The sequence below is a fragment of the Peribacillus sp. P4_D6 genome (assembly GCF_056401795.1).
The window spans coordinates 1-24764 of sequence record NZ_JBFUIQ010000058.1; the positions used below are offsets into that span (position 1 = coordinate 1).

Consider the following 24764-nt stretch of genomic DNA (forward strand, 5'->3'; position numbering starts at 1 on the left):
GTGAAAGATAGATGAGGGATTTGTTTTGAAAATTAGTCAAACTCGGAATTTCAACTTGGTTGCTAAATTAAATAAATATGTGCACGATTTACATTTAAATTTATATCCTAAATATTTCAAGGAATATAACTATGAAAATGTGAAGGAAGTTTTCAAAAGTCTTGTTAATAACGAAAGTTTCGTTTTCCTTTTGTTAGAAGATAACGAAGAAGCTCTCGGCTATGCTTGGATAGAGATAAGAGAATATCAAGAAAATGCGTTTAAAAAAGGATATAAGTCTGTTTATGTACACCAGATTAGCATAGTGGATACAAAGAGGAATAAGGGTTATGGTTCAAGCCTTATGGAATGTATATATGACATTGCGAACGATCGAGGAATAGACTTAATAGAATTAGATTATTGGTTTGAGAACAGTGTTGCAAAGGACTTTTATAAAAAGCAAAATTTTATAAAGTATAGGGAGTTTGTATATAAACAGTTGTAGTTTCTTGTTTTAATTACGGGGCAGTTCAATTGAACAAAAAATATTAATATTAAATAGTAATTATCATAAAAATTTAAATAAAGGTTGTGCATCACAGATGGACATTACCATAAAAAGAACAAGTTTAACTGAAGTAGATATGTTGTTAGCTATACAAAAAGAAGTTTTTGCAGAAGATTATGCCTTATATGAAGACCACGATTCAACCCCTGTAAATGAAACAGAAGCAAAATTAATCGAAAACATTGAGCGTTTTTTTCATTACACAATATTGTCTGACAATGCTATTATTGGAGCAATAGATATTCGCCCTTTGGATGAAAACCGATTAAGATTAAGTAAATTTTTCTTAAGATATGAATTTCAAAATAAAGGACTAGGAAGTAAGATAATCAAGTTAATGGAGTCCGAATTTCCGTTGATAAAAGATTGGAGCTTATATACTCCTTATTTAAACAAAAGAAATCACCATTTTTATGAAAAGCTAGGTTATATAAAAATAGGTGAAGTACAAGTTACTGAAAAACTCCAGTTATTTAAATATGAAAAAAAGTTATAAGATTATTTATTTTTTTCTTCTCTATAAGATATCTTTGAGTTAGTTATAGTGACGACTTATTCCGATTTCTCAAAAAAAGATTATGAAGATTTGTACTTAAACTAACGGTGCGTTAGTTCATTAACAGGGGTTGCTTCGGCAGCCCTTTTCTTATGGAGCTAAAGAACCAGATACCCAAATAAAAAATACAAATTTGTTATATTTTGGTAAAATAGATTAGGGGGAAGGGTGGGGAATCATGAGAAAATATTTAGGGATTATTTCGTTTACTTTAATTATCTTGGTTATTTGTTTCTTTGCTGCGAATATAACACGAGTAATTGATCCTGGAGTAACAACTTTTCGTATATTAATGATATTTGGAATCATTATATCTTTCTCTTTTTCTTTTCTTAGTGAGAAAGGACTTTGGAGAAAATTTGCTTTAGGTCTTAGTATTTTCGTTGGTTTCGTTTACTTTATAGCCGTCGAATTAATGAGAATAGTATTCCAGGGTAATGGATTTTAAATTGTTTATTCAACAAACAAGTGCGTTAGCTGAAGATCGGAGCTGTCTTTAAGGCAGCTTTTTCTTATGCTACTAACGGGGCGGTTGAAAAAAGAACTATTTTGAACTACCTAGAAATAAATACTATATAGAAAAAAGATAAGGAGGTGTTTGTATAGAAAAGGTACCTGTTAAAACGATTAAGAAGATAGAAGAGGACATTGAAAAAAATGATTTAGGAAAAGAAAGGGATAGACTAATAGGGTTAATTTCAACCTATCCTAATGAGTTAGAACTCCGTAAAAAATTAGGGGACATCTAATTTGCATTAAAATATCCTTCAATGGCAGGTCGTTACTGGTATTTAGAAAAGAATAAGGCATCAGAGATGGTAAAAGCGTGTATTCTGTTCGAAAAAATCTTTGGGAAACGAACCTATTCTATTAGTACAACAGTGCTGTTTGATCTTTGTTCAACAATTGGGTCAGATAAGAGAATAACACTTGGAAGTTAATTTGGATATTTTCGTGAATAAACCTTTTTGCTGCAACTTAAGTATAGATCTTCCCCTCCTCAACTCTTTCAATGGAATTCATATTTTCTTATTTTACTAAAGAAAACCCCAATTTATAAAAATGAATTTAAGTCTTTTTCACTAATTTTCGCAAAAATAATGATTTTTCAGAACATATAAAAGAGAAAGAAGGTATAAAGTCCTGTAAAATTAACCCAATAGCAATCCGATAGAAAGGCAATTAAGATTATTGTATGAATATTTTAAATTTTTAGAAAGGGGTATTTTTTCGGGGAATTCTATTTAACTAAGAAAGTAGGGAAGATATGAAAATTCATTCATTCATTAAACGAACAGCAGCGATTACGCTGTCAGCTGGCCTGCTGCTTTCATCAGCAAACACGCCTTTCATTCCTTATGCAAATGCAGCGAACATAAAGGCAGAAGACGTCTTGGCCTCGTTGACAAGTGAACAACGAAAAGCGTTAAATAAACTTGAAATGACAGATAATGTCGGATTGCAAGGATTTAAAATGGAAGAGTTAAAAAAGGATAAAGAAATCTCGGTCATCGTCCAGTTCAAATCAAAGCCGGGAAAAGTTGCAGTCTTGGATGCGAATGTAAAAGGAAAGAAGCTTTCAAAAAAACAAGCGGATGATCAAGTAGAAAAGGAACATGCTCAGTTTAATAAAGACATTCAATCGATTCTTCCATCTACTAATCTTAGAAGCAAGAAAACAGGTCATAAAATCACTTCTACCTTTAAGACCGTTTATAACGGGGTAGCTATGAAGCTGCCAGCTAATCAGGTAGAGCAGCTCTTGCAATCCAAAGTTGTAAAAGCAGTATATAAAAATGTAGAATTTAAGGTCGATCCGATCGCCATGGGAGAGAAATCAGCCCCTGGTACATCCGTTGAAAGTATTCCATATTTAAAAATTGACCAGCTGCACAATGAAGGTATTACAGGAAAAGGAATCAAAGTTGGGGTTCTTGATACAGGGATTGATTACAACCACCCTGATTTGAAAGATGCCTATAAGGGCGGTTACGACTTAGTTGATCAAGATAATGATCCAATGGAGGCAACGTACAAGGATTGGCAAGCGTCGGGGCAACCAGAATTTAGCTGGTCCGGTTCTTCCTATTATACTTCCCATGGAACACATGTTGCAGGTACCATTGCTGGCCAAGGAACGAATGCAGAGGTTTCTGTAAAAGGTGTGGCTCCTGATGTGGATTTATATGCGTATCGTGTCCTTGGACCATATGGATCAGGATCATCTGAAGGGGTCATTGCAGGTATAGAAAAAGCTGTAAACGATGGCATGGATGTTATCAACCTTTCCCTCGGATCGGACATCAATGATCCTTATGATCCAACCAGTACTGCCATTAACTATGCTGTCCTTAATGATGTAACAGCAGTTGTAGCAGCTGGAAATGCAGGATCAGATGATTATACATTAGGTTCACCTGGCTCAGCAGCACTTGCTTTGACAGTCGGGGCGAGTGATGTACCGATGGCGGTTTCTACTTTCAATGGGAAAATCGGAAATAAAGATTCGATCGAACTTGTTAGTTTGGGACGCCACTATTCAGACCATTTAAAGGAATGGGAAGGGAAATCCTATGAGGTAGTGAATGTCGGTTTAGGAAATGGCTCTGATTATTCCGGCAAGGATGTAAAAGGGAAAATTGCACTTGTGGAACGCGGAGAATTCGCCTTAGCGGAAAAAGTCAGCAATGCGAAACAAAATGGAGCAGCCGCCGTTCTTCTTTATAACAATGTGGAAGGGCAGATTAATGCCAATCTTGGAGAGTCCGTTGACTTTGTGCCTGCATTTTCTTTAACAAAAGAAGCGGGAGAAAGCATTAAAGCACAGATTCAAGCAGGTGAAGCGAATTTTACTTTCTCCAAATACGCGGATAAACAGACAGAAGGTGACCACTTAGCAGACTTTAGCTCAAGAGGCCCGGCAAGAGAAACATACGATATGAAGCCAGAATTGACGGCACCGGGAGTAAGTGTTCTTTCAACAGTCCCTTCTTATATGGTGGACGCTGAACATCAAGAAAACTATCAATATGCATATTCAAGATATTCTGGAACATCTATGGCTACTCCTCATACAGCGGGGATTGCAGCACTCATGCTTCAAGCGAATCCGCAATTAGAGCCGGAAGATATTAAAGCCGTTCTAATGAATACGGCAGATCCTCTCAACGGAGATTATAGTGTATTTGAAGTTGGAGCAGGAAGAGTTGATCCATACCAAGCTGTGTATAGTGGAACCAGCTTCAAAATTAACGATAAAACATTTGTTCCAGGTGCTGAGGAATTAATCAAGGTAAAAGAATTGACGGGCGGACTCAGCTTTGATGTTCACTATGCAGATAAAAAACTAAATCTGAAAAAATCAATCACTATTGAAAACCATGATAAAGTAAACAAAACTTTCAATGTAGCTGTAACTGAATCGAATGGTTCAAACAGCTTGAAGGAAAATGGAGTGGAGCTGGATATTCCAAGCAAAATTTCTGTGAAAAGTGAAGACTTCAAAAAAGTAACACCACGTTTGCTTATTCCTAAGAAAGCAAAGGATGGAATTTACGAAGGATATATTACATTAACAAACAATGCGAATTCATCAGARCAGTATCGGATTCCTTTCAGCTTCCGCACAATGGAAGATGGGTTTAATAAGGTCGGGCTACTAAATCCTGCCTTTTCCCCAGGTCATTTAAACCAAGTGGCATGGGATCCTATGCGTACTCCATTTGCAGTTGCTGATTTTAACCTTCGTGCACCAATGGAAAAAATGGATGTCGTTCTTCAAGATGGCAAAACAGGAAAGGACCTCGGGTTGGTCGGAACAATAAATTTAGATTACGCTTATGACAATGTAGATTATGGATTATATGCATTTAATGGAGCTTATTATGAGTTTACAGGAAACTCAAAACAGCCCATTTCGGAAGAAGCAAGTTATGTGAAAAAACCGGGACATTACAAATTGAAATTCATTGGTACAGGTACTTCCGGGAAGGTTACAACTGAAACGCAGCATTTGCTCATCGATCTCGATGCACCGAGCTTCAAAAGTTCACTTGATGGAAAGTCTCCATTTATTGAATATAAGCCAGGTCAAAAAACATATCCATTCGACATTCAAATCACAGATCCAACCATTGACGAACTAAAGAAATTGGGCGTAAATATCGATCAATCATCGAACTCGATGGTGTATTACTGGGGTCAAGGTGGTTTCCCTTCTACGCCAATTCCAATGGATAAAGAAGGAAAGTTTGTCGAAGAAATCGCCCTGGATGAATCCATCCCAGCACTTCAATTTCGCATGAATGGATATGATATGGCAGGAAACAAACCTGCTACAAAGCAATATTACTTTGTAAAAGAAGGTACACCTGTCGCATATGCTATTGGCGAAAAGTATGAGGTGAAAACAGGCGATACGGTAAAAGCAACACTTTCATTAGATAACCTAAACGCAGTGTCAAAGGCGGAATGGAACTTTAATGGTGACGGAGGCTATGACAGAGGTTTAGATAGCGTAGAGTTAGTTGATGCCAAGCTTCACAGCGAATTCTCGGACAAAGCCTCTTTAACGATTAAAGACAAGGTCGTTACTGTCCAATTTAATGAAGAGAGTAAAGCATTAGACCATTCAAAAGTCGTTGAGGTTACGTTAAAGGTTCAGGATGATCAATATACCCTTGGAGCAGCGATTAATCCGACTGTGAGCGTAATGAATGCTAATAATCAGACAAGCAGTGTGTTAGAGTCTGGTTATATTTGGAAGGTTAATCCGCAATTCTCAATGGCCAGAGGTTATGTCTCTCCGCAAGGATTTAAAAATGAAGATGGTACTGTTACAGAGAAAAGGGATTGGAGCAAGGTTGGCGGTACAGTGAAAATCTTTGATTCAGAAGGAAAAGAGTTCGATGCGACATCAACGGTAGAAAATGATGGACAATATGTATTCAACAAGCTGCCGTTAAGCACAAATGCCTTCACGATTGAAATGAAAGCGCCAGGCCACTTTGTCACGAAAGAAAAACTGAATTCCGGTATTGGTTTTGAGCACAATGGTGAGTTATACGGTCAAAATCGCTGGATACCTGCCCTTGATATTACAGCAGGTGATGTAAACCAAGACCATGTCATTGATGTTCTCGATGCGATTGAAATTCAAAATGCATGGAAAACAAAGAAGCGTGCAGCGGATATCACCTTTGATGGAATAGTTGATGCCAAAGATATGAAATATGTTCAAACAAACTATCTCAAGCAAAATGAGCATGTCGATAATGCTCCAAAACCAAAGAAGAAGTATAAAGGTAAGACATTAGAATCAATTTTAGTTGAGTTGGGAATTCAGCCATAAATATAAAAAAAACACGATGAAAGCTTAGCTTCATCGTGTTTTAACTTTTAAAGAAAGAGAGTATTCCAATAAGGTTGCGTTATTTGGATTTTCTTCAGAATAAAATATTGAGGTAGATTGGGAATTCGTAAAAAAGGGAAACAAGAGTGAATATTGAAAAGCTAATAATAGAGGGATGGTATTAAAGTAGTCTTGCGCTTTTCTTAATTTTACTAGAATATATAGATTATATATTTATTTTTTTCTATATATACTAGATAAAATTACAACCTAGAGGTGAAGCTATGATTGAGGGGAAACTTATCAAGTTTTATCGTGAAAAAGCGGGGTTGACTCAGGGGCAGCTTTGTGAAGGAATTTGTTCTGCTACACATCTTAGTAAGATAGAACGAGAGATAACAGAATACTCAGGGGAAATTACCCACTTATTATCCCAAAGATTGAATATCTGTCTTGATGATGAATTTGTGCGGTATCATAATCTTCAACAGAAACTAAAGTTATGGCACAACACGTTCGTTATGCAACAAAGCAAAGAATCAGAAATTTTAAAAGAAGAAATCGAAAAAGAAACACTGATTCAATTGCCAGATTTTCAAGTCTTCTATCAATTACTCTCTGCAAGGTATTATTTATCTAATTATCAGTTAGAAACAGCATTATTAATTATTCAAAACCTGCAAAAAAATGAATCATCTTTTTCTCCGCAAGACCGCAATATGTTAAAACATGTTCTAGGTATGTATTACTTTCACAACGGACAGTATCGAGATTGTATTCAAATTTTAACATCGATCGATCAAAGTCAATATAATCAATTTGAATATTATTACCATTTGGCACTAGCCTATCACCTTATTCATTTTAATATAATATCGTATTATTATGCAGAGAAAGTTCTTGACTATTTTCAAAAAACGTTAAATGTCATCCGAATAATTGATACAGAGACGATCATGTTATTACAATTAAATGCAAAGGAGCTTCATGATTTTGAAGAGACGAAAGAACGTTACGAACAATTAATACGTACCTGTGATACCATTAATGAAATAGACCGTAAATCAAAGCTCCTTAATAATCTTGCATTTGAACTTTACAGAAGAAAAAAATACAAAGAAGCATCCGAACTATACAAAGAAGCCATGAAACTAATGGATGAAAAGGTTCCTCATTATTTAACTGCATTAGATGGTTATATTAATACTTGTTATAAAGGAAAACTACTTTCAAACGAGATTTTATTGGAATTAGCACATAAAGGCCTTAAAATAGCAAAATCGACAAAATCGTATAACTGGATTTTTTTTGAATTACACCTTTATCAGCTTAATCATGAAGAAGACGATTACTATCATTTTATTGAGACTACAGCCCTTCCTTTTTTTAGAAATATGGGCTTCACCATGTTAATTGAACACTACGAAAAAAAACTCTTCCACTTCTATAACCGAATTGGTGCCGTCCAAAAAGCATTGGACCTGGCCAATTCTTACATACAAGGCAGAAAGAGCTACTATGATCATGAATAAGGCTTAATAAAAATAGATACTCTATGCAGATGTTAATGCTGCATAGATTGGATTGAAGCTGAAAGTCAGCGTGAAAAAATAGTCAATCAAAGAAGAATTAAAATTGGAAAGCAATTAAAAGTTTAATTGAAAGATATCGAAAAGAAAATATGTAAAGCTGATAAGTCCATCAACTTAAAGTATGATGAACTATCAACAATTCGGCTACCTTGCCTAGTGATATTTAGTCAAACAACTGAATTTCATTTTATTACATAGATGCTTTGTATTAGATAATTAAAGATAAATAGTGATATTCAATAAAAGGGCGCGAAAGTCGTGGTACACCGTGGGCGTCGGAGTCTGACAAACGGGTGGGCTCTAAGGCACCAATGAGTTAAGTATCTGCTGCTAAGGATAATGAACTTATTGCCGTTGGTGTGAACTTTGACTTTGCTCAAGGAGATGAATTAAAACAAGCAGATTTTGTAGTGAATAATTTCAAAGAAATCTTAGAGTTAGTTTAAATCCTAAAAGGCCGCCAATTGGCGGCCTTTTGAAATACGATTCTAAGCATACTTTCATATTCAAGTGAAAAAAACCTTTAATGAACTAAAGAGGCAGTTAGTTGAAAAACAAACTGGGATTTTTATTTGTTTTACTAGTTTGGAGAGTAGCCTATAATTGTTTTTATATAAGGAGTAGTTAGAAAGAGGTTTATATGTTTCAAATTTTAAATATAGCATCAGTACCTTTTATGTTTTTAGACCATAAAATTGTCGAAAGAATAATAAGCATAATCTGATTTTTTCTTTCTTTTTTAATATATTTTCAATTAAGAAAGATGAAGAAATAATACAATGTTAAGCTAACGAGTTAAACATTTGTCTTATTCGACTAAAGGGTGCGTTAGCTGAAAATCGGAGCTGTCTTTAAGGCAGCTTTTTCTTTATGCATCTATAGGGGCAGGATAGTTGCATAGGAAGTAGTAAAATAGAGTTGAAAAAAGAATGAAATCCCTCATCCTTCATTGTTTATAAATGGTATAATAGGAAACAACTCCTAGTACAAAMGTTTAAAATGCAACTCCATTAAACTGCCTGTTTTTTGAATAAGAATCACCTTGTATTTTACCATAAAATTCAAGTTTTTAATTTTTTATCCTAAGGGCAACAATCTTTTAGAAAACAGCAAAAGAGGGTGTAAACGGATCCTTCTAACTAAAAAAAGGTGTATAGGAATGTATTTAATTGTCGAAATAATCTAATATCATTGGTGGTTGTTATAGGTTAATATTAAATAATATGGTAATTTACCGCATATAAAATGGGCGTCCGTTTAAACAACAAGGCTCAATTGAATGCAGCCAGTGGAGGGATTTTTGTGGGTATAGCTATCGAAGAAAAACCGTCATTCCTATGTGCAAATTTTGAAGATGGAGTATTAATAGAAAAGGTCCGGCAAGGTAATATGGAGGCACTAGAAGTTCTGATGAAAAAATATCAATCTTTTGTAAAGATTAAGGCTAACAGATACTTCTTAATTGGGGCAGATAGAGAAGATATTATCCAAGAGGGGATGATAGGATTGTTCAAAGCCATCAGGGATTTTAATGGCGAGAAACAATCTTATTTTAAAGCGTTTGCAGAACTATGTATCACGAGGCAGATTATTACAGCCATCAAGGCAGCTACTCGTCAAAAACATACTCCGTTAAATTCTTCTATTTCGCTTGATATGCCTATATATGAAGAAAATCCGGATCATACTCTTATGGAAGTAATGACAGACACCGTTATTTCTGATCCCGTTGCGATATTGATAGATAAAGAATCTGCTGATGACTTGGAATTAAAATTATCTGAGGTTCTAAGTCCGTTAGAAAAGAAGGTTTTGGCTTATTACTTAGAGGACCTCACTTATATAGAAATGTCTGATAAATTAAATACTCACGCCAAGTCTATAGATAATGCGTTGCAGAGAGTGAAGAGAAAATTGGAGAGTTTATTGGAACTTAGAAATAGACACGCAATAGAAGGCACATTCAATAGATAAAAGAGCCGTTTACTATTAAGTTGATCTTTTGGCCAAAGGGTTTTTAACCCTTTGGCTTTATGTGTTTGAAAACCTTAGTTATATTTAATAGTGAAATTAAAAATACAACAAACACCGGTATGGAAGGAAGGGCACTGATGTTAACAGAAAGATTAAAACGATTATTCTCTCAACAAGCAAGTCACAGTTATTGCGGAAAACAAGAAGCCTATTGAATTCGATGAAGATTCCGAACAAAAACCTAAAGAGGTTGGAACCTTTAAACTAGGTGAAAAGGTAAATGTAGTAGGTCATATCATAACATTAACAAATGTACATTACACAAAGGAAAGAAACGAATTCGAAGAAACACAGCCCAAAGAAGTATTGGGATTTGATATTGAATACCAAAATGGTACAAAAGAAGAACAAGTAGTTAGCGCAGGAGATTTTGAAGTGTATGACAGCAAAGGTGAAAAGATGGAGGTATATCCTCTCGATACATTAACCGAGAGTGTTCAAGCTGGTAAGCACGTTAACGGACCTGCTGCTTTCGGAGTAACCGGTAATGCACCTTATGAAATCTTTTTCACAGATTATACTACGGGTAGCAAAGCAAAACGGATTATGGAAGTGAAATAATCATTTTCATGTTCAGTTTTTGGAGGCAGAAATTTCAGGCAAAAAGGTACTCACAACAAGGGTGAGTACCTTTTTTGGTAATGCCTTTTAAGTTTCAATCTTTTATATAAAAATATCAATGCATTGTTCTACAGTAGTTGCAGAGGCTAACTGTTTTGCTTTTGTAGCCAATACATCTGCCGGTTCTGTATCGAGAATAACACCAAATAAGTTTTCTATTTCATCCAAGCTTTTTTCTAAACGGGTAGAGATGATTGAAATCGCTATTTCTTTGACAAGTCTATGTTCAGCCATGTTAATACTCACTTGAATCACCCCTTCTAATAAACTTAAATACCTATATTCGATTATCCAAGTGTTAATTCCTTTTAAGAAAAGAATATGTCGAAAAATAAATCGACACCATTTACTTAATAATTGGCTATGTAAAAGCTATTGATTGTTTTTGAGTAGTCCTGTAGRGAATATATATTTGGGGTGTTGTCTCGCTATTTCCATTACTCAAATACTGCACAGGAACTGCACAAGACTGTCGCTTTGTCTTACAATCGTACGGATTTTATTTTTTGTTGTTATGTGCATTTTTGTACGTCCTACAATCATCAAACTCATCGGCTGATTTTTTCTGCATGTTTCACTGTGTGCGAATAGATATCAAGCGTGATTCCACTATATCAAGTCTTTGCCTTTCCTCTTCCAAAAATTCAATAGTTTGGTGGCATTAATCGGGGTAACTAGTTTGTCATAGTGTATCTCTTATATTTACAAACGATTAATAAGCTTTAATATTCTGCATCGGTCTTTTTATGACAAAATCCTTAGTTTTTTCTCCATTTTTGACTAATACCATCAATTTCCGCCCTTTACATGTTATAAATGCCGTAATAACCTCCTTTATTTTCGTATTAACCGTGACTTTTGGTTTATCTTTCATGCGAAGGAATAAAATCACATGAGTTTAACAGAACATTTAAAATGGTCTGTTAATTTTGAGGGTAGGGTTTGCTATAAGGGATATAATAGCATCCCTCAAAAAAGATTTTTTGGAGGTAATGTTGATGAAATCTGGCAATAGTGGTTTAAACAGACGTAATTTCTTAAAAGTTGGCGGAATGAGTACTTTAGCATTAACACTTGGTTCAACTGGGGTATTTTCTCTTGCGGGAGCTACAAAAGGATTTGCAGCGGATTCCAGCAATCCAACAAGTGGATTTGGTGGCTATGGCCCATTAGTAAAAGATCCAAATGGAGTTCTTGATCTGCCAAGGGGATTTCATTACAAAATGCTTTCAAAAACTGGTGATATCATGCCTAATGGTGACCTTGTCCCATCTGCTCACGATGGAATGGCTGCCTATAAAGGGGAAAAGGGTACAACCATTCTTGTAAGAAACCATGAAAATGGGACAAATTCAGATTACCCTGTAAACGGGAAAAAACCTTGGAGCGCTGGCGCTGCCGGCGGCACAACCACAATAATCGTTGGACAAAATAACAAGGTTATTGATCAGTATGTATCAAGTTCAGGTACGATCCGTAACTGTGCGGGCGGAGCTACGACTTGGGGGACCTGGTTAACAATGGAAGAAACTCGAGATATGGGACATGGCTTTGTATTTGAAGTGAATCCGCTTGACCCTGAAAACGAAATGTCAAGAACACCGATCCGTGATATGGGTTATTTCTCCCATGAAGCTGGGCATGTTGACCCTTCAACAGGAATTTGGTATTTAACCGAAGACGCAAGTCCAAGCTTCTTATACCGTTTTACACCACATGACCGTAGTCAAAAGCTAGGTTCTCTGCAAAAGGGAGGTATCCTTGAAGCAGCAGCGATTGATGAATTGCCAGCTGCAGCTGCAAGTCAATTTAATACTGGACAAAAATTCGGGGTTGTTTGGAAAAAATTAAATCCTGAAATTGCACAGCAAGATGCTAAGGATAAAGGCTGTATTCAGTTTAGCCGCTTAGAAGGGGCTTATTTTTCTGAAGGTACTTTATGGTTTGATGATACAAGTGCAGGTTCATTACGCCTTGGCCGTGTTTATCGCTACACGCCAGCGACAAACAACTTAGAACTATTCTATGAGTCTACTGATAAAAATGATTTAGAAGCACCGGATAACATTACGATCACTCCTTGGGGAGATCTTTGGATTGCCGAAGATGGCGGCGGCAATGACCGTATCGTCGGATTAACTCCTGAAGGAAATATTTATACTTTCGCTGAGAATATGATGAACGGTTCTGAATTTGCTGGCCCTACATTTTCTCCAGATGGAAATACTTTCTTTGTGAATATGCAAACACCAGGTATCACCTTTGCGATATGGGGACCATTTGCACGCAGAAATTCTACCCGTAGACGAGCTATGAACCAGGCTTTGCCGCCAGCAAGTCTTGCTCCTGTTGTTTCGGATAAACTTACTGCATTCGCAGAAGAACAAGGCATGTCTATATTAGAAGCAGCAGCTTTAGAGCGTCATGGCATGCCAATTTTATAAGTGATGATCTCATTTTTGAGTACTAACAAACCATCATGGAATAGAGGGTGAGACGTTTGTTATCCAGTATCGGCATCCCTGGTTTAATTCTCATTCTAGTCATAGCGTTAATCATTTTTGGCCCTTCTAAATTACCCGAAATTGGAAGGGCATTTGGAAACACATTAAAAGAATTTAAAAAATCGACAAATGATTTGATCGGCAATGAAAAAGAAGAAAAAACTAACTTTGAAGAAAAAACAATCGAATAGCTCTTGAGAAATCGAAAAGACTGGAAACTAAATAACTATTTTTATCATTTAATAGAGTAAATGCATGGAGGAAATAGTATGAATATAATAAGGAAGATTTATTTGAAGGGCTGCTTTTCGCTGGCGATGGCTGCCGCTTTTGCCGCAATTCCCGATAAGGCAGATGCGGAGGAAAAGCTCAAGGAGGGAAAGAGGTTTGAACTCACCATTCTCCAGACAAATGACTTTCATGGTCATTTGGATGACATCGTCACGCTGGATGATGGAACCGTTCATCACAATTCTGTTGCGAAGTATGCCACCATCATTGAAAGTGTGCGCAATGAAGAGGAGAATGTGCTTCTCGTCGATGGCGGGGATGTCTTCCTGCGCGGCGAGTTTCAAGCGGGTCAAGGAGAGTTGGAGACGTCCCTGTTGAAAGCTTTGGACTATGATGCAATGGCTCTCGGAAACAACGACTTCCGCGTATACCCTTCCGGGGAGGGCACACCGGACAGCCGTTATGAACAGTTAAAGGATTACCATCGCAACGTAAATTTCCCCATCCTTACTGGAAATGTCATTAATAGGGAAACAGGAAAGTACATACAGAATGTCAAGCCTTGGAAGAGTTTTACTTTCTCAGGCGTTAAAGTCGGGATGATCGGCCTTACTTCGATGAAGCCGGAAATTCGCGGTTGGGATGATGTTGCAGACCTCGATTTCATCGAACCGGTTGAAGCCTTGAATGCGTTGCTTCCTGAAGTGAGTGAGAAGTCAGACGTAAACATTGTCCTTTCGCATGCTGGAAATCCCGAAGACCACAAGCTGGCTCAGGTTCCCGGAGTTTCGGCGGTAATCGGGGCAGATACACACAAGGTCATCGAAACTCCCGAATATGAATTCAACGGAGAGGTGATGGTGCCAATTACTCAAGCTGGCGGAGAACAAGAACATTATTTGGGCCGTCTTAATTTGACTTTTGAAGTCGTTGACGCCAAAATGACTTTGGTCGAATCCGATGGATTTCTCTACGACGTCACAAATGTTCCGGCTGATCCGGAGATACAAGCGATTATAGACGATTATCGTGCAGATTTGAAAGCGCAATTATGACTATTACCATTTAATTGCCGTTTGGCAACGATATGCTACCAAAAATATTTTGGTATAAAAATAAGCCTGAACCATTATTCTGGTTCAGGCTTATTTTCTTTTGTTAGGCAAATTTCTTTAAAAGACCGATATTTCGTAGTTGTCTTAATTAAAGTATGAAAATAAATACGCTTGTATATGCTTAACAAATTCTATCACAAATTTCACTTAATTTTTAAGTTTTAGCTTTAAGATGAAGAGTTCCAGAAACAAGGATCATTTTTAATATGAATTAATTGATCGCCTGTGTATATAATAATAAGTGAAGAAATCCATTGGTATGTCACCGATGAACAAGTCACCCTAATTCGCTAGCCAAGTAGGGGTGGAATAGTAAGTTGAACAACGAGAAAAACCACCACTTTGCGACGCGGGGTGGTTTTTCTATTTAACGAATATTTTTCGAAAGGTCAGGGAAAATGGCTCGAAATGGCTGAAGGAAAGACCTTAATGGTGTTAGGAACGGAAAAAGAAATCCTATCCATCATTGCAGTAGCTGATGAAATGAGAGAATCATCAAAAGAAGTCATCAATAAATTGAATCGTATGGGTTTTAAAACGGTGATGCTAACTGGTGATGACCAAAGAACCGCATCAGTATAAAAGAAGATTTTAATTGGAATGAATGATACAGGTCTTTTCAAATAGAAGAAAAATTTATAGGTGGTAAAAAAATAAATACTATTAATGTAAAGGAGTAAAAAAACTGTATTAAGTAGAGTAAATTGCTATCATACCTTATTCCCTTGTAGGCTGCCAATCTTGGTAGCTTTTTTTCTTGGGGTTATTCCTAGAGATAATTAAGTAAATCTATAAACGCCCTAATCAGGCTGAGGTATAGAGATAAACCAACACGCCCATTTAGGATCCAACTCTCTATTTCTGTATAATCACCAAGCAGAAATTCAAAATCTATCATTGGGGAATTCTTCTTAAAAATTTTAATGTGGTGAAATTTATCCAGGCGGAAACGCTCTAATTGTGGAAGCTAAACTACAGTTTCACACTATTTTAAATCAAGTGTTTCCTGAATCCCGAAAGGCTTTTGGCGATTTAATTTTAAAGGTTTGATTATTGATGTTAAAGGAATATACTACTTCAGAGGAGGTATTAACAGCCGGAGAAAGTAAACTAGCAGAGAGTGTAATGGAGTTCTATCCTAGCCGTTCTGGTCAATGGGCATGGGAAAAAGCCAAAAAAATAATGGATTCCGTATCTAGAAATCCATTTCGGGAATCTTCCAACTACGAACAACAATACCATCCGGCCATGCCTATCCAGTTAATACGATTCAAAAAGTCCTTAGTGCAAATAGATGCAGATATAGATTTTCGTCTTTCAGTTATTTCTGCTACACATATCCGATTATGATTCAACATTGTAGAACCAGACTTCTTTTTATAAAAGAGCATAAGAGATTACTTTGTCCTAACGTATTCCTAAGCAAAAATGTGAAGCGGTTTATTCATTGGCAATCGCAGAATAATGAGAATTGGCCAATTCACGCCCAGTAATATAAGAATACGAAAGCACAATAGAGTACCTTCTTTTTATAAACTCATTTTATAAAAAGAAGGTTTTCCTTTTAACAAGCAGAAGAATTATATATAACGAAAATTATTAAGGATCTATGTCTTACTAAATAGGGGGAGGAAGATGGGAAAATCGATCCTTTTTGAAGTGCAAGAAGAAGTGAATTTGGTAGCAGAAGCAATTAAGTCAGTATTAGATTTGGAAGTCATTGTTTATGATCAGAATAAAGTGGTGGTTGCTGCTACAGGTGGTGGTCATCATGCTGTTGTGGGTGAGCCGGTTCGAGGACATATTATAAAAGAAGTGATAAAAACAGGGAAGCATGTTTATAACTTTGAACCAGGTTTTCATGATGTTTGTAAAAGCTGCATTCTCCATGGAAACTGCCCCGAAAAAGCAGATGTGTCCTTTCCCCTGAAACATGAAGGGAAAAACGTTGGGGTGATTAGTTTAACCGCATTTTCTGAAGAACAGAAGGCAGAGTTTAAAGATAGACAGCTTGTTTTATCGAATTACCTTGGGAAAATGGCTGACTTAATTAGCAGTAAAATAAATGCAAAAACGTTGTTAGGAAAGTATCTACATATGTTTCAAATGCTTCAAGTGGCTATGCAATCGATGTATGAAGGAATCATCGCAGTAGATCAAAATGGGTATATCTTGGAGCTAAATCGTTCTGCAGAAAAAACACTAAAGATGAAAAGAAATGAAATCCTCACTCTTAATGTCTCGGATATCATCCCTGATTTGCCTATTACGAAAGTTTTATCAACAGCGAAAGGATATACAGACATTGAATTTTCACTTCAAATACATAAAAAAATGATTCAGGTCATTGGTAGTGTTATCCCACTTGTTCATGATGATCGTATTATTGGAGTGGCCATTTCATTTAAGGATTTAAAAGATGTGCAAAAATTAGCATATTCGATTACGTCAGAGGTAGATGATTCAACCTTTGACATTATCGTAGGGAAAAGTAAAGCGATTCTACAAGTGAAAGATATAGCGAAACAAATCGCAACCTCTGACTCCACCATAATATTTTTGGGTGAAAGTGGGACTGGTAAAGAACTTTTCGCAAGGGCCGTGCATCAAGAAAGTCAAAGGGTAAACAAACCCTTTAGGGCGATTAATTGTGCCGCAATTCCAGAACATTTGCTAGAGAGTGAATTATTTGGATATAACGAAGGAGCATTTACTGGGGCGAGGAAAAAAGGGAAGCCTGGAAAATTTGAGATGGCTAATGGCGGAACTATTTTTCTGGATGAAATCGGTGATATGCCACTTCATCTACAAGTTAAAATTTTGCGGGTTTTAGAAGATAGAAGGGTTGAAAGGATAGGTTCTAATTCGTCTCTAGATATTGATGTGCGGGTGCTGGCAGCAACCAATAAAAACTTAGAGCAAATGGTAAAGGATAGAGAGTTTAGAGAGGATTTATTTTATCGATTAAATGTTATTCCCCTTCATATTCCTCCATTAAGAGAGCGAGTGGGAGATGTAGCCGTCCTTCTTCACCATTTTGTTAATCACTATGTGAATATTACTGGAAAGCAAGTAAGGGGCTTTACTCCAGAAGCCGAAGCATGTCTATGTTCTTATAATTGGCCAGGAAATATTAGAGAGCTACAAAATACGGTGGAATACGCTATCAATATGGCAAAATCTTTTTGGATTACATTAGAAAATTTACCCACTAGAGTTAGGGTCAAAGCTAATCAAAGTGTTTTAGACCAAGGATTAACCTTAGCAGATATGGAAGAAAAAATGATTATCGAATCTTTAAAAAAACATGGTGAAACATTGAATGGAAAGAAGAAGGCTGCGAAGGATTTAGGAATAAACGTAGCTACTCTCTATAGGAAAATCAATAAGTTTGAAATTAATCGCAAAATGCAAATGTAGTTTGCATTTTGCGATTAATGAAGAAATCGGTAGTAGGTTAGTCCTTTTTAATATTTATTAGGGCTAACCTCCTTTTTTAATTTGCATTTTGCGAAATGAAAAGGGTCTTGCTACTGATTATTTTCTCTGAAAAGTAAAGCTAAATTTGTCTAGAATAAGGGTTTATTTAATTTTTCGATATTTCTAACAACTTGGTACAGTAATTGCATTAGTAATAGATGAAAAAGAAAATGAAAGGTGAGGGTGACTTATGAAAAACTAATGTATTTTCGATTTCCATAACAAAAATAATCTTTCGAAAATTGTAAGCGTTTTCCATGGAAATTCCATTTGGGAGTGATTTTATGAGGATCAAGCGAAGGATTGAAAAAGTACCAGGGGGACTTATGGTGATCCCACTCATGTTGGGGGCACTCTTTAATACGATTGATCAGCTCCATATTCCACTTGTTATGGAGTTTCTTAAATCATTAGGAGTAACACCTGTCGAAGAAGGCATTTATGAGTTTATGAGAATTGGAGGGTTTACGGAAGCTCTCTTTAAAAACGGGACATTGACACTTATCGGTTTATTCTTGTTCTGTGCAGGCAGTCAGATGAATTTACGAGTGGGTGGAAAAGCCTTAAAAAAAGGGATTCTATTAACTTCTAGTAAGTGTTTGACTGGAATTACAATTGGCCTTCTATTCGGTTACTTTTTTGATCCTATGAACGGGCTCCTTGGATTATCCACTCTTGCCATTATTGCTGCAATGACAAATGGAAATGAAGGAATGTATGCCGTTCTCACAGGACAATATGGTAACCGTTCAGATGTTGGAGCAATCTCTGTTTTGACATTAAATGATGGTCCATTCTTTACCATGATGGCATTGGGAATAGTAGGAATTAACTTCCCTGCTATTGCATTCATCGCGGTATTGTTACCAATTGCATTAGGGATGCTATTAGGAAACTTGGATGAGGACATTAGAGAATTTCTAAAGCCAGGTGAAACGTTACTTGTTCCCTTTTTTGCCTTTTGTTTAGGAGCAGGAATGAACTTCATGAGTTTCTTTAATGCTGAAGCTGTTTGGGGCGGTCTTGTCTTGGGTTTTGCAACGGTCATTATTACCGGTCTAACAGGAATCCTTGTTTATCGTATATTTGGAGAGAAAAGTACAATTGGTCCCGTTGCCGAGGCATCAACCGCAGGGAATGCAGTGGGAACACCAGCGGCCATAGCAGCAGCTGCTTCAGTTGCTGCAGGAGCAGGACTTATGTCATTAGAAGAGGCACAAAGTTTTCAGCAAATAGCTAATCTAGCCACAATTCAAATTTCTATCTCTACTATTACTTCTTCAATTCTTTGTCCAATCGGGGTAATTTTTTGGGATAAATATCAAAGAAGCAAAGGGATTGACGGTCGATTGGAGGATTTTTCTAAGAGAAATGAGAAGTCGTTGGAAGTGAATCAGCAAGGTTAGAAAGGAGATGGAACAATGAAGTTGATAAAGGCCAATATTGAAAATCAGATTTGCACCATAACGATTAATAACCCACCAATGAATATTTTGACGAGGGAATTCCGTGAAGAATTTGTGCCGTATATGGAAAATCTAAAGTCTCGTACTGATGTTCGAGTCATTATTTTGACAGGAGAAGGTGACAGGGCATTCTGTGCAGGAGCTGATTTAAATGAAGAAGGTGAATTGACCCCTGAGACTGTACGCTACTTTCTTGAAGAAGATTGCCGCATTTATGATGTTGTTAATGAAATGCCACAGCCAGTGATTGCTGCTGTTAATGGATATGCTTTTGGTGGGGGATTTGAACTGATCTTAGCTTGTGATATTCGAATTATGTCCGAGCGAGCTAAGCTGTGTGCAGCAGGAGTGAAGGTAGGATTAGTTGTCGGACCTACCCGACTTGTAAGGTTAGTAGGAGAGGCTTACGCAAAAGAAGTTATATTAACGGGCAAAACCGTCGTTGCTGATGAAGCATTTCAACGTTGTTTGGCTAGTAAAGTTGTTCCTCATACTATATTAATGAATGAAGCTTTAGAGTGGGCAAAAATGATAGCCTCACGTGCACCAATAGCTGTCAGGAATGCGAAAGAGACAATTCAAAAAACAATGGATTTAAATTGGAAGGAAGCTATGACATATGAGTTAGATGCTTTCATAACTTGCCAGGATACACGAGATCACAAACATGCCATTGAGTCTTTTTTTAATAAACAAATACCAATTTTCCAAGGAAGATGATTAAGAAATTAATAGACGAAGGGGAGGATCCACAAGCGATGAAGGAAGTTATGATGTATCCAGGTGCTATTGCGTTGATAAAAGTATTGGCAGGAGTTGTAGAAGGAGAGAAAGTGTTGATCTTAACGGATTTTCAAACAGAAAGTATTGCTAAAACATTAGCAACTGTAACCTACTCTTTAGGTGCTGAACCGATCACGATGTCCATGCCACCAAGAAAGGGGCATGGTGATGCGCTACCCGATCCAGTCGCTGCAGCTATGAAAGAAGTAGATGTTGTGATTGCTCCAACTACTTATAACATCGCACACACAAATGCTCGTCATGAGGCACAAGCAGCTGGTGCTAGAGTTTTAGTCTTGCCAGAATCCCATGATAACATTTTGCTGAGTAAAGGATTACAAGCTGATTTTATTTCACTTAGACCCCAAGTGGAACAGGTAGCAAATTTATTAACCACCGGTGATGTAGTTAGGGTAACGACTTCTCAAGGAACGGATTTACGACTATCCATTAAAGGAAGGGAAGGGCGAGCATTAACAGGTTTTGCTAATACCAAGGATATATCTGCTGTGCATTGCATCGAATCCAGTATCGCACCTGTTGAAGGATCAGCAGAAGGTGTCTTAGTGGTAGATGGAAGTATACCAGGAGTTGGCCTTATAGATACTCCTGTGGTTGTTGAGTTTAAGAGGGGGAAGGCTGTTTCCATTACAGGGGGAAAGGAAGCTGATTTATTTAAAAAAATATTAATTGAACGAAATGATGAAGATGGGAACATCTATCATGCAGGTGAATTTGGAATAGGTATGAACCCGGAATGTGAGTTAGAAAATAGTATGTTAAGTGATGAAGGTGTGTTTGGCACCATTCACGTTGCTTTAGGTACGAATGCTTATATTGGTGGGGTAATTAAGGCAAAAGGTCATTACGATATGGTTGTTAAAGACGCTATGGTGGAAATAGACGGTGTAACTATTCTTCGGAACAATGAACTTTATTTATGATTTTTATGGAGGATACTGTGTTGATAGATTAATAAATATTTATTAAAAGTTAGAAGGGATTGATTTGATGAGTGCTTTGAATGGCATCCGTATCGTAGATCTCAGTCAGGTAATGGCAGGCCCATATTGCAGTATGTTACTAGCCGATATGGGAGCTGATGTAATTAAAATTGAACCACCCACTGGTGAGAATACTAGAAGATGGCCACCTCACATCGATGGAGAAAGTGCTGCTTTTATGGCTATTAATCGAAATAAGCGGAGCATGACGCTGAATTTGAAAGATGATGAAGACAAGAAAATATTTTATAAATTAATTGAAACAGCAGACGTACTAGTTGAGAATTATCGTCCGGGTGTAGTTAAGCGATTGGGTGTAGATTATGACACCCTGAACAAGATTAATCCTCGATTAGTTTATTGCTCTATTTCCGGTTTTGGTCAATATGGACCTTATTCATCCCGCGGGGGCTATGACTTAATTGCGCAGGGAATGACGGGAATCATGAGTGTGACCGGAGAACGAGGTGGAAACCCAGTAAAGTGTGGGTTGCCTATCACAGATTTGGGTGTAGCACTTTTCGCTGCCTATGGAATACTATCTGCTTTGTATGCACGTGTTCAATCAAATGAAGGTCAATTTATAGATGCTTCTTTATTTGATACCGGCCTTGCATTATCTGTTTGGGAAAGCACGCAATATTGGGTTAATGGTGAAACCCCAGAACCTACTGGGAGCGGACACCGATTGTCGGCACCCTATCAAGCCTTTCAAGCGAGTGATGGCTATTTCACTGTCGGAGCAGATACACCACATCATTGGCCTGTATTTTGTCATATCATAGGGAGACCCGAATTCCTAAATGACGTAAGATTTATCGATGATCCTTCAAGGATCAAGCATTTAAAGGTTTTTATACAATTAATTGAAGAAAAAACAAGTAAACGCCCAAGAAGTTATTGGCTAGAGAAGTTTGAAGAAGTAGGGATACCTGCCGGACCAATTAATTCTTATCCAGAATCATTAACTGATTCACATACTATTTCCAGGGGAATGGTTGAGGAGTTAGAACATCCTATTGCAGGAAAAATTAAGGCGTTAGGTATTCCTATCAAATTATCAAAAAATCCTGGTCAAATAAGAAATGCAGCTCCTTTGCTAGGGCAGCATACTGAGGAAATATTAAAAGAATTAGGATTAGAAAAATCTGATCAATCTTATAAAGAGTTAAATATATAACATCTAATATTAATTACGAGAGTGATAGGGGGATGGTGTTGATGATTCATCGTTTAAGAGGAAGAGTTCCATCCATTAATTCTGAAACCTTTATACATGAGTCAGCGCAAATTATTGGAGACGTTAGGATTGCAAAGGATGTGAGCGTCTGGCCACAAGCCGTGTTAAGGGGAGATGATAAAAATTTTATTGAAATAGGGGAAGKTACCAATATGCAAGATGGTTGTATCTGTCATGTTACACCCGATTTCCCTTTACATATAGGGAAAAGGGTAACTGTTGGACACGGTGCTGTCCTACATGCCTGTAAAATTGAGGATGGAGCTTTGATCGGCATTGGAGCGAAAGTTTTAGATGGTGCTACCGTTAGAAAGGGAGCACAAGTAGGAGCTGGGGCAGTTGTACCACCAGGTAGGATTATTCCAGAAGGAGCGCTAGCTATAGGAATTCCTGCTAAAGTGGTCAGGGAGCTGACGGAAGCAGAGAAGAATGAAAATATTCATAATGCAACGGAATATATTGAACTTTGGAAGCGCGAGTATTCCAAGGAAGTGGAGGATGAAATTTGAAGTACAAATGTTTATAGGAATTGGCGACAAAAGTATTGCAACCAACAGCCTACAACTGCTCAAGCCCCATTCGGAGGAATTAATGGAAGCGGCGTTGCATGAGAAGGAGCCAAATAAAATGGACTTGAAATTGAATGAAATAAAGGAAATCATTCCTTCTAACCAAATTTTTACGAGTTTATCTGATAGACATAGTTATAGTTACGATGCTTCTTTTGGTACGTTTCTCCCTGATATGGTGATTCAAGTGAAGAATAAAATAGAAGTGTCATCTATTTTAAAATTGWCAAATAAATATAAGATTCCAGTTTACCCTCGTGGGCAAGGGACTTCTCTAAGTGGAGGTCCATTACCTGTAAAAGGAGGGATTGTTTTAGATATGTCTCAATGGGATAGTTATTTAAGTATTGAGCCTGATGACCTAATTGCAGTGGTTTCACCTGGAGTTCTTACAGCTAAGATTAATGATGCAGCTGAGAGGTACGGACTCATGTACCCACCTGATCCAAGCAGTTCCCATGTTTCTACGATTGGAGGCAATTTAGCCGAGAATTCGGGAGGGCCCAGGGGGCTAAAATACGGAGTGACAAAGGATTATGTTATTGGCCTAGAAGTTGTAACCCCTGAAGGAGAAATTATTAAAACAGGGGGGCGAACAATTAAGAATGTAACTGGTTATGATTTAACAAAGCTAATTGTAGGATCTGAAGGGACACTCGGCATAATAACTGAGGCAACGTTAAAATTGGTTCCTAAACCACCTGCTACTTTAACCTTGATGGCTGTGTTTGATGATCTCATTTTATCAGGAAAAGCTATATCTAAAATTTTAACATCAGGCATTCTTCCTTCAAAAATGGAAATAATGGATCAGCATTCTATGATTGCCGTTGAAAATTATCAGCCATTAGGCCTTCCTATCGAATCTGAAGCGATACTGTTAATCGAACTTGATGGCCATCCAATAGCCATTAAAGAAGAAATGAATACTGTTGAGAAGGTTTTTACAGAGATTGGGGCTGTAAGTGTAAAGATTGCCGGAAACGAGAAAGAAGCAGAAATATATTGGAAGGCAAGAAAGTTGGTTTCTCCAGCTATAGTCAAAATAAAACCTACAAAGGTTTCAGAAGATGCCACGGTACCACGTAGTAAGATTCCGGAGATGTTTCAAAGGTTAAAAGAAATCGGTGAAAAATATAAAGTTCATCTTGTTGTCTTCGGTCATGCAGGGGACGGAAATCTTCATCCTAATATTATTTGTGACAAACGAGATGTAGAGGAAATGAAACGAGTGGAAAAAGCGGTTGAAGAAATATTTGAGGCTGCGATTAAATTAGGGGGGACTTTGTCAGGAGAACATGGAATTGGAACATTGAAAGCTCCCTTTATGGAGATGGAGTTAGGACATTATGGATTAGATATGATGAGAAGGGTTAAACAAGCTTGGGATCCCAATAATATATTAAATCCAGGGAAAATATTCCCGGAAAAGGGACAGAAGTTGGTGTTAAGAGAATGAGTATGATTTCTGAACTCCAAAGAAAGTTAAACTATGATGAAACCTTCAATTGTGTCCAGTGTGGATATTGTTTACCAGCTTGTCCGACATACGAAACTATGAAAAATGAGTCCAATTCTCCAAGGGGACGTATTAATCTCGTCAAGATGTTTGCAGAAGATAGAATCACAATAGATGACCTAAGAGAGCCAATAGAAAAATGTCTTGGAT

20 protein-coding genes and 5 pseudogenes are annotated in these 24764 nt (G+C 37.2%); 23 read left to right on the plus strand and 2 right to left on the minus strand.

Annotated elements, in window-relative coordinates; all coding sequences use genetic code 11:
• Positions 1-25: 25 nt before the first annotated feature.
• From AC1DVB_RS16465 to AC1DVB_RS16510, 10 genes and pseudogenes are all read left to right on the plus strand, one after another.
• Positions 26-487, plus strand: a complete 462-nt coding sequence (locus AC1DVB_RS16465; RefSeq protein WP_057276046.1) for a GNAT family N-acetyltransferase — start codon at positions 26-28, stop codon at positions 485-487.
• 97 nt (positions 488-584) lie between these two features.
• Entirely contained in the window at positions 585-1046 is a 462-nt protein-coding gene (locus AC1DVB_RS16470) for a GNAT family N-acetyltransferase (RefSeq protein ID WP_454861173.1), read from the plus strand.
• A 238-nt stretch (positions 1047-1284) separates the two neighbouring features.
• Positions 1285-1554: a hypothetical protein gene (locus AC1DVB_RS16475; protein WP_057276044.1), complete on the plus strand. Its 270-nt coding sequence runs from the start codon at positions 1285-1287 to the stop codon at positions 1552-1554.
• Between the two features lie 154 nt (positions 1555-1708).
• Positions 1709-1996, plus strand: a pseudogene (locus AC1DVB_RS16480) (DUF6584 family protein); the annotation flags it as partial.
• A gap of 377 nt (positions 1997-2373) precedes the next feature.
• Positions 2374-6456, plus strand: a complete 4083-nt coding sequence (locus tag AC1DVB_RS16485) for a S8 family serine peptidase (protein ID WP_454861174.1) — start codon at positions 2374-2376, stop codon at positions 6454-6456.
• A 49-nt stretch (positions 6457-6505) separates the two neighbouring features.
• Positions 6506-6613, plus strand: a pseudogene (locus tag AC1DVB_RS16490) (MarR family transcriptional regulator); the annotation flags it as partial.
• A gap of 127 nt (positions 6614-6740) precedes the next feature.
• Complete coding sequence (locus AC1DVB_RS16495; protein ID WP_057276042.1) at positions 6741-7988, plus strand: helix-turn-helix domain-containing protein; 1248 nt, start codon at positions 6741-6743, stop codon at positions 7986-7988.
• Positions 7989-8368: 380 nt separating this feature from the next.
• Positions 8369-8494: pseudogene (locus AC1DVB_RS16500) on the plus strand (5'-nucleosidase); the annotation flags it as partial.
• A gap of 799 nt (positions 8495-9293) precedes the next feature.
• Positions 9294-10022: an RNA polymerase sporulation sigma factor SigH gene (sigH, locus tag AC1DVB_RS16505; RefSeq protein WP_082854653.1), complete on the plus strand. Its 729-nt coding sequence runs from the start codon at positions 9294-9296 to the stop codon at positions 10020-10022.
• A 435-nt stretch (positions 10023-10457) separates the two neighbouring features.
• Positions 10458-10643 (plus strand): hypothetical protein, encoded by a 186-nt coding sequence (locus AC1DVB_RS16510; RefSeq protein ID WP_477590049.1) that lies wholly within the window; start codon positions 10458-10460, stop codon positions 10641-10643.
• Between the two features lie 102 nt (positions 10644-10745).
• On the opposite strand, the gene AC1DVB_RS16515 is transcribed toward AC1DVB_RS16510, so the two are convergent.
• On the minus strand, positions 10746-10949 hold the full coding sequence (locus AC1DVB_RS16515; RefSeq protein WP_034312777.1) for a hypothetical protein: 204 nt from the start codon (positions 10947-10949) through the stop codon (positions 10746-10748).
• Between the two features lie 752 nt (positions 10950-11701).
• On the opposite strand from AC1DVB_RS16515, the gene AC1DVB_RS16520 reads away from it, so the two are divergent.
• From AC1DVB_RS16520 to AC1DVB_RS16535, 4 genes and pseudogenes are all read left to right on the plus strand, one after another.
• Entirely contained in the window at positions 11702-13147 is a 1446-nt protein-coding gene (locus AC1DVB_RS16520; RefSeq protein WP_057276039.1) for an alkaline phosphatase PhoX, read from the plus strand.
• A 56-nt stretch (positions 13148-13203) separates the two neighbouring features.
• The gene (gene tatA / locus AC1DVB_RS16525; RefSeq protein WP_057276038.1) at positions 13204-13398 is read left to right on the plus strand and encodes a twin-arginine translocase TatA/TatE family subunit; all 195 of its coding nucleotides are present in this window, start codon (positions 13204-13206) and stop codon (positions 13396-13398) included.
• 78 nt (positions 13399-13476) lie between these two features.
• The gene (locus AC1DVB_RS16530) at positions 13477-14493 is read left to right on the plus strand and encodes a bifunctional metallophosphatase/5'-nucleotidase (protein WP_230136060.1); all 1017 of its coding nucleotides are present in this window, start codon (positions 13477-13479) and stop codon (positions 14491-14493) included.
• Positions 14494-14916: 423 nt separating this feature from the next.
• Positions 14917-15126: pseudogene (locus AC1DVB_RS16535) on the plus strand (HAD family hydrolase); the annotation flags it as partial.
• Between the two features lie 256 nt (positions 15127-15382).
• Here AC1DVB_RS16535 and AC1DVB_RS16540 read toward each other — a convergent pair.
• Positions 15383-15478 (minus strand): annotated as a pseudogene (locus AC1DVB_RS16540) (LysR family transcriptional regulator); the annotation flags it as partial.
• Between the two features lie 131 nt (positions 15479-15609).
• Between AC1DVB_RS16540 and AC1DVB_RS16545 the strand changes: the two are divergent.
• The 9 genes from AC1DVB_RS16545 to AC1DVB_RS16585 all read left to right on the plus strand — a co-directional run.
• Complete coding sequence (locus tag AC1DVB_RS16545; protein WP_230136315.1) at positions 15610-15903, plus strand: hypothetical protein; 294 nt, start codon at positions 15610-15612, stop codon at positions 15901-15903.
• 285 nt (positions 15904-16188) lie between these two features.
• Entirely contained in the window at positions 16189-17973 is a 1785-nt protein-coding gene (locus AC1DVB_RS16550) for a sigma-54 interaction domain-containing protein (RefSeq protein WP_230136313.1), read from the plus strand.
• A 344-nt stretch (positions 17974-18317) separates the two neighbouring features.
• Positions 18318-19439, plus strand: coding sequence for a 2-keto-3-deoxygluconate permease (locus AC1DVB_RS16555; RefSeq protein ID WP_328119300.1), 1122 nt, complete (start codon positions 18318-18320; stop codon positions 19437-19439).
• Between the two features lie 15 nt (positions 19440-19454).
• Entirely contained in the window at positions 19455-20219 is a 765-nt protein-coding gene (locus AC1DVB_RS16560; protein WP_328131574.1) for an enoyl-CoA hydratase/isomerase family protein, read from the plus strand.
• Complete coding sequence (locus tag AC1DVB_RS16565) at positions 20216-21226, plus strand: aminopeptidase (RefSeq protein WP_454861178.1); 1011 nt, start codon at positions 20216-20218, stop codon at positions 21224-21226. Before AC1DVB_RS16560 ends, AC1DVB_RS16565 begins: the two co-directional genes overlap by 4 nt.
• 67 nt (positions 21227-21293) lie before the next feature.
• Positions 21294-22466, plus strand: a complete 1173-nt coding sequence (locus tag AC1DVB_RS16570) for a CaiB/BaiF CoA transferase family protein (protein ID WP_328119303.1) — start codon at positions 21294-21296, stop codon at positions 22464-22466.
• Between the two features lie 41 nt (positions 22467-22507).
• Positions 22508-23035 (plus strand): gamma carbonic anhydrase family protein, encoded by a 528-nt coding sequence (locus AC1DVB_RS16575; RefSeq protein WP_477590054.1) that lies wholly within the window; start codon positions 22508-22510, stop codon positions 23033-23035.
• A 118-nt stretch (positions 23036-23153) separates the two neighbouring features.
• Complete coding sequence (locus AC1DVB_RS16580; protein ID WP_477590056.1) at positions 23154-24554, plus strand: FAD-binding oxidoreductase; 1401 nt, start codon at positions 23154-23156, stop codon at positions 24552-24554.
• 2 nt (positions 24555-24556) lie between these two features.
• Positions 24557-24764 (plus strand): 4Fe-4S dicluster domain-containing protein (locus AC1DVB_RS16585; RefSeq protein WP_477590058.1); only part of this gene is annotated, 208 nt, incomplete at its 3' end.

What these genes read in the sequence shown, in the direction of transcription:
- AC1DVB_RS16570 (WP_328119303.1), top strand. Translation starts at nt 21,294, where the DNA reads ATGAGTGCTTTGAATGGCATCCGTATCGTAGATCTCAGTCAGGTAATG.
- AC1DVB_RS16545 (WP_230136315.1), top strand. Translation starts at nt 15,610, where the DNA reads ATGTTAAAGGAATATACTACTTCAGAGGAGGTATTAACAGCCGGAGAA.
- AC1DVB_RS16560 (WP_328131574.1), top strand. Translation starts at nt 19,455, where the DNA reads ATGAAGTTGATAAAGGCCAATATTGAAAATCAGATTTGCACCATAACG.
- sigH (WP_082854653.1), top strand. Translation starts at nt 9,294, where the DNA reads ATGGGCGTCCGTTTAAACAACAAGGCTCAATTGAATGCAGCCAGTGGA.
- AC1DVB_RS16495 (WP_057276042.1), top strand. Translation starts at nt 6,741, where the DNA reads ATGATTGAGGGGAAACTTATCAAGTTTTATCGTGAAAAAGCGGGGTTG.
- AC1DVB_RS16475 (WP_057276044.1), top strand. Translation starts at nt 1,285, where the DNA reads ATGAGAAAATATTTAGGGATTATTTCGTTTACTTTAATTATCTTGGTT.
- AC1DVB_RS16520 (WP_057276039.1), top strand. Translation starts at nt 11,702, where the DNA reads ATGAAATCTGGCAATAGTGGTTTAAACAGACGTAATTTCTTAAAAGTT.
- AC1DVB_RS16470 (WP_454861173.1), top strand. Translation starts at nt 585, where the DNA reads ATGGACATTACCATAAAAAGAACAAGTTTAACTGAAGTAGATATGTTG.
- AC1DVB_RS16530 (WP_230136060.1), top strand. Translation starts at nt 13,477, where the DNA reads ATGAATATAATAAGGAAGATTTATTTGAAGGGCTGCTTTTCGCTGGCG.
- AC1DVB_RS16565 (WP_454861178.1), top strand. Translation starts at nt 20,216, where the DNA reads ATGATTAAGAAATTAATAGACGAAGGGGAGGATCCACAAGCGATGAAG.
- AC1DVB_RS16555 (WP_328119300.1), top strand. Translation starts at nt 18,318, where the DNA reads ATGAGGATCAAGCGAAGGATTGAAAAAGTACCAGGGGGACTTATGGTG.
- AC1DVB_RS16550 (WP_230136313.1), top strand. Translation starts at nt 16,189, where the DNA reads ATGGGAAAATCGATCCTTTTTGAAGTGCAAGAAGAAGTGAATTTGGTA.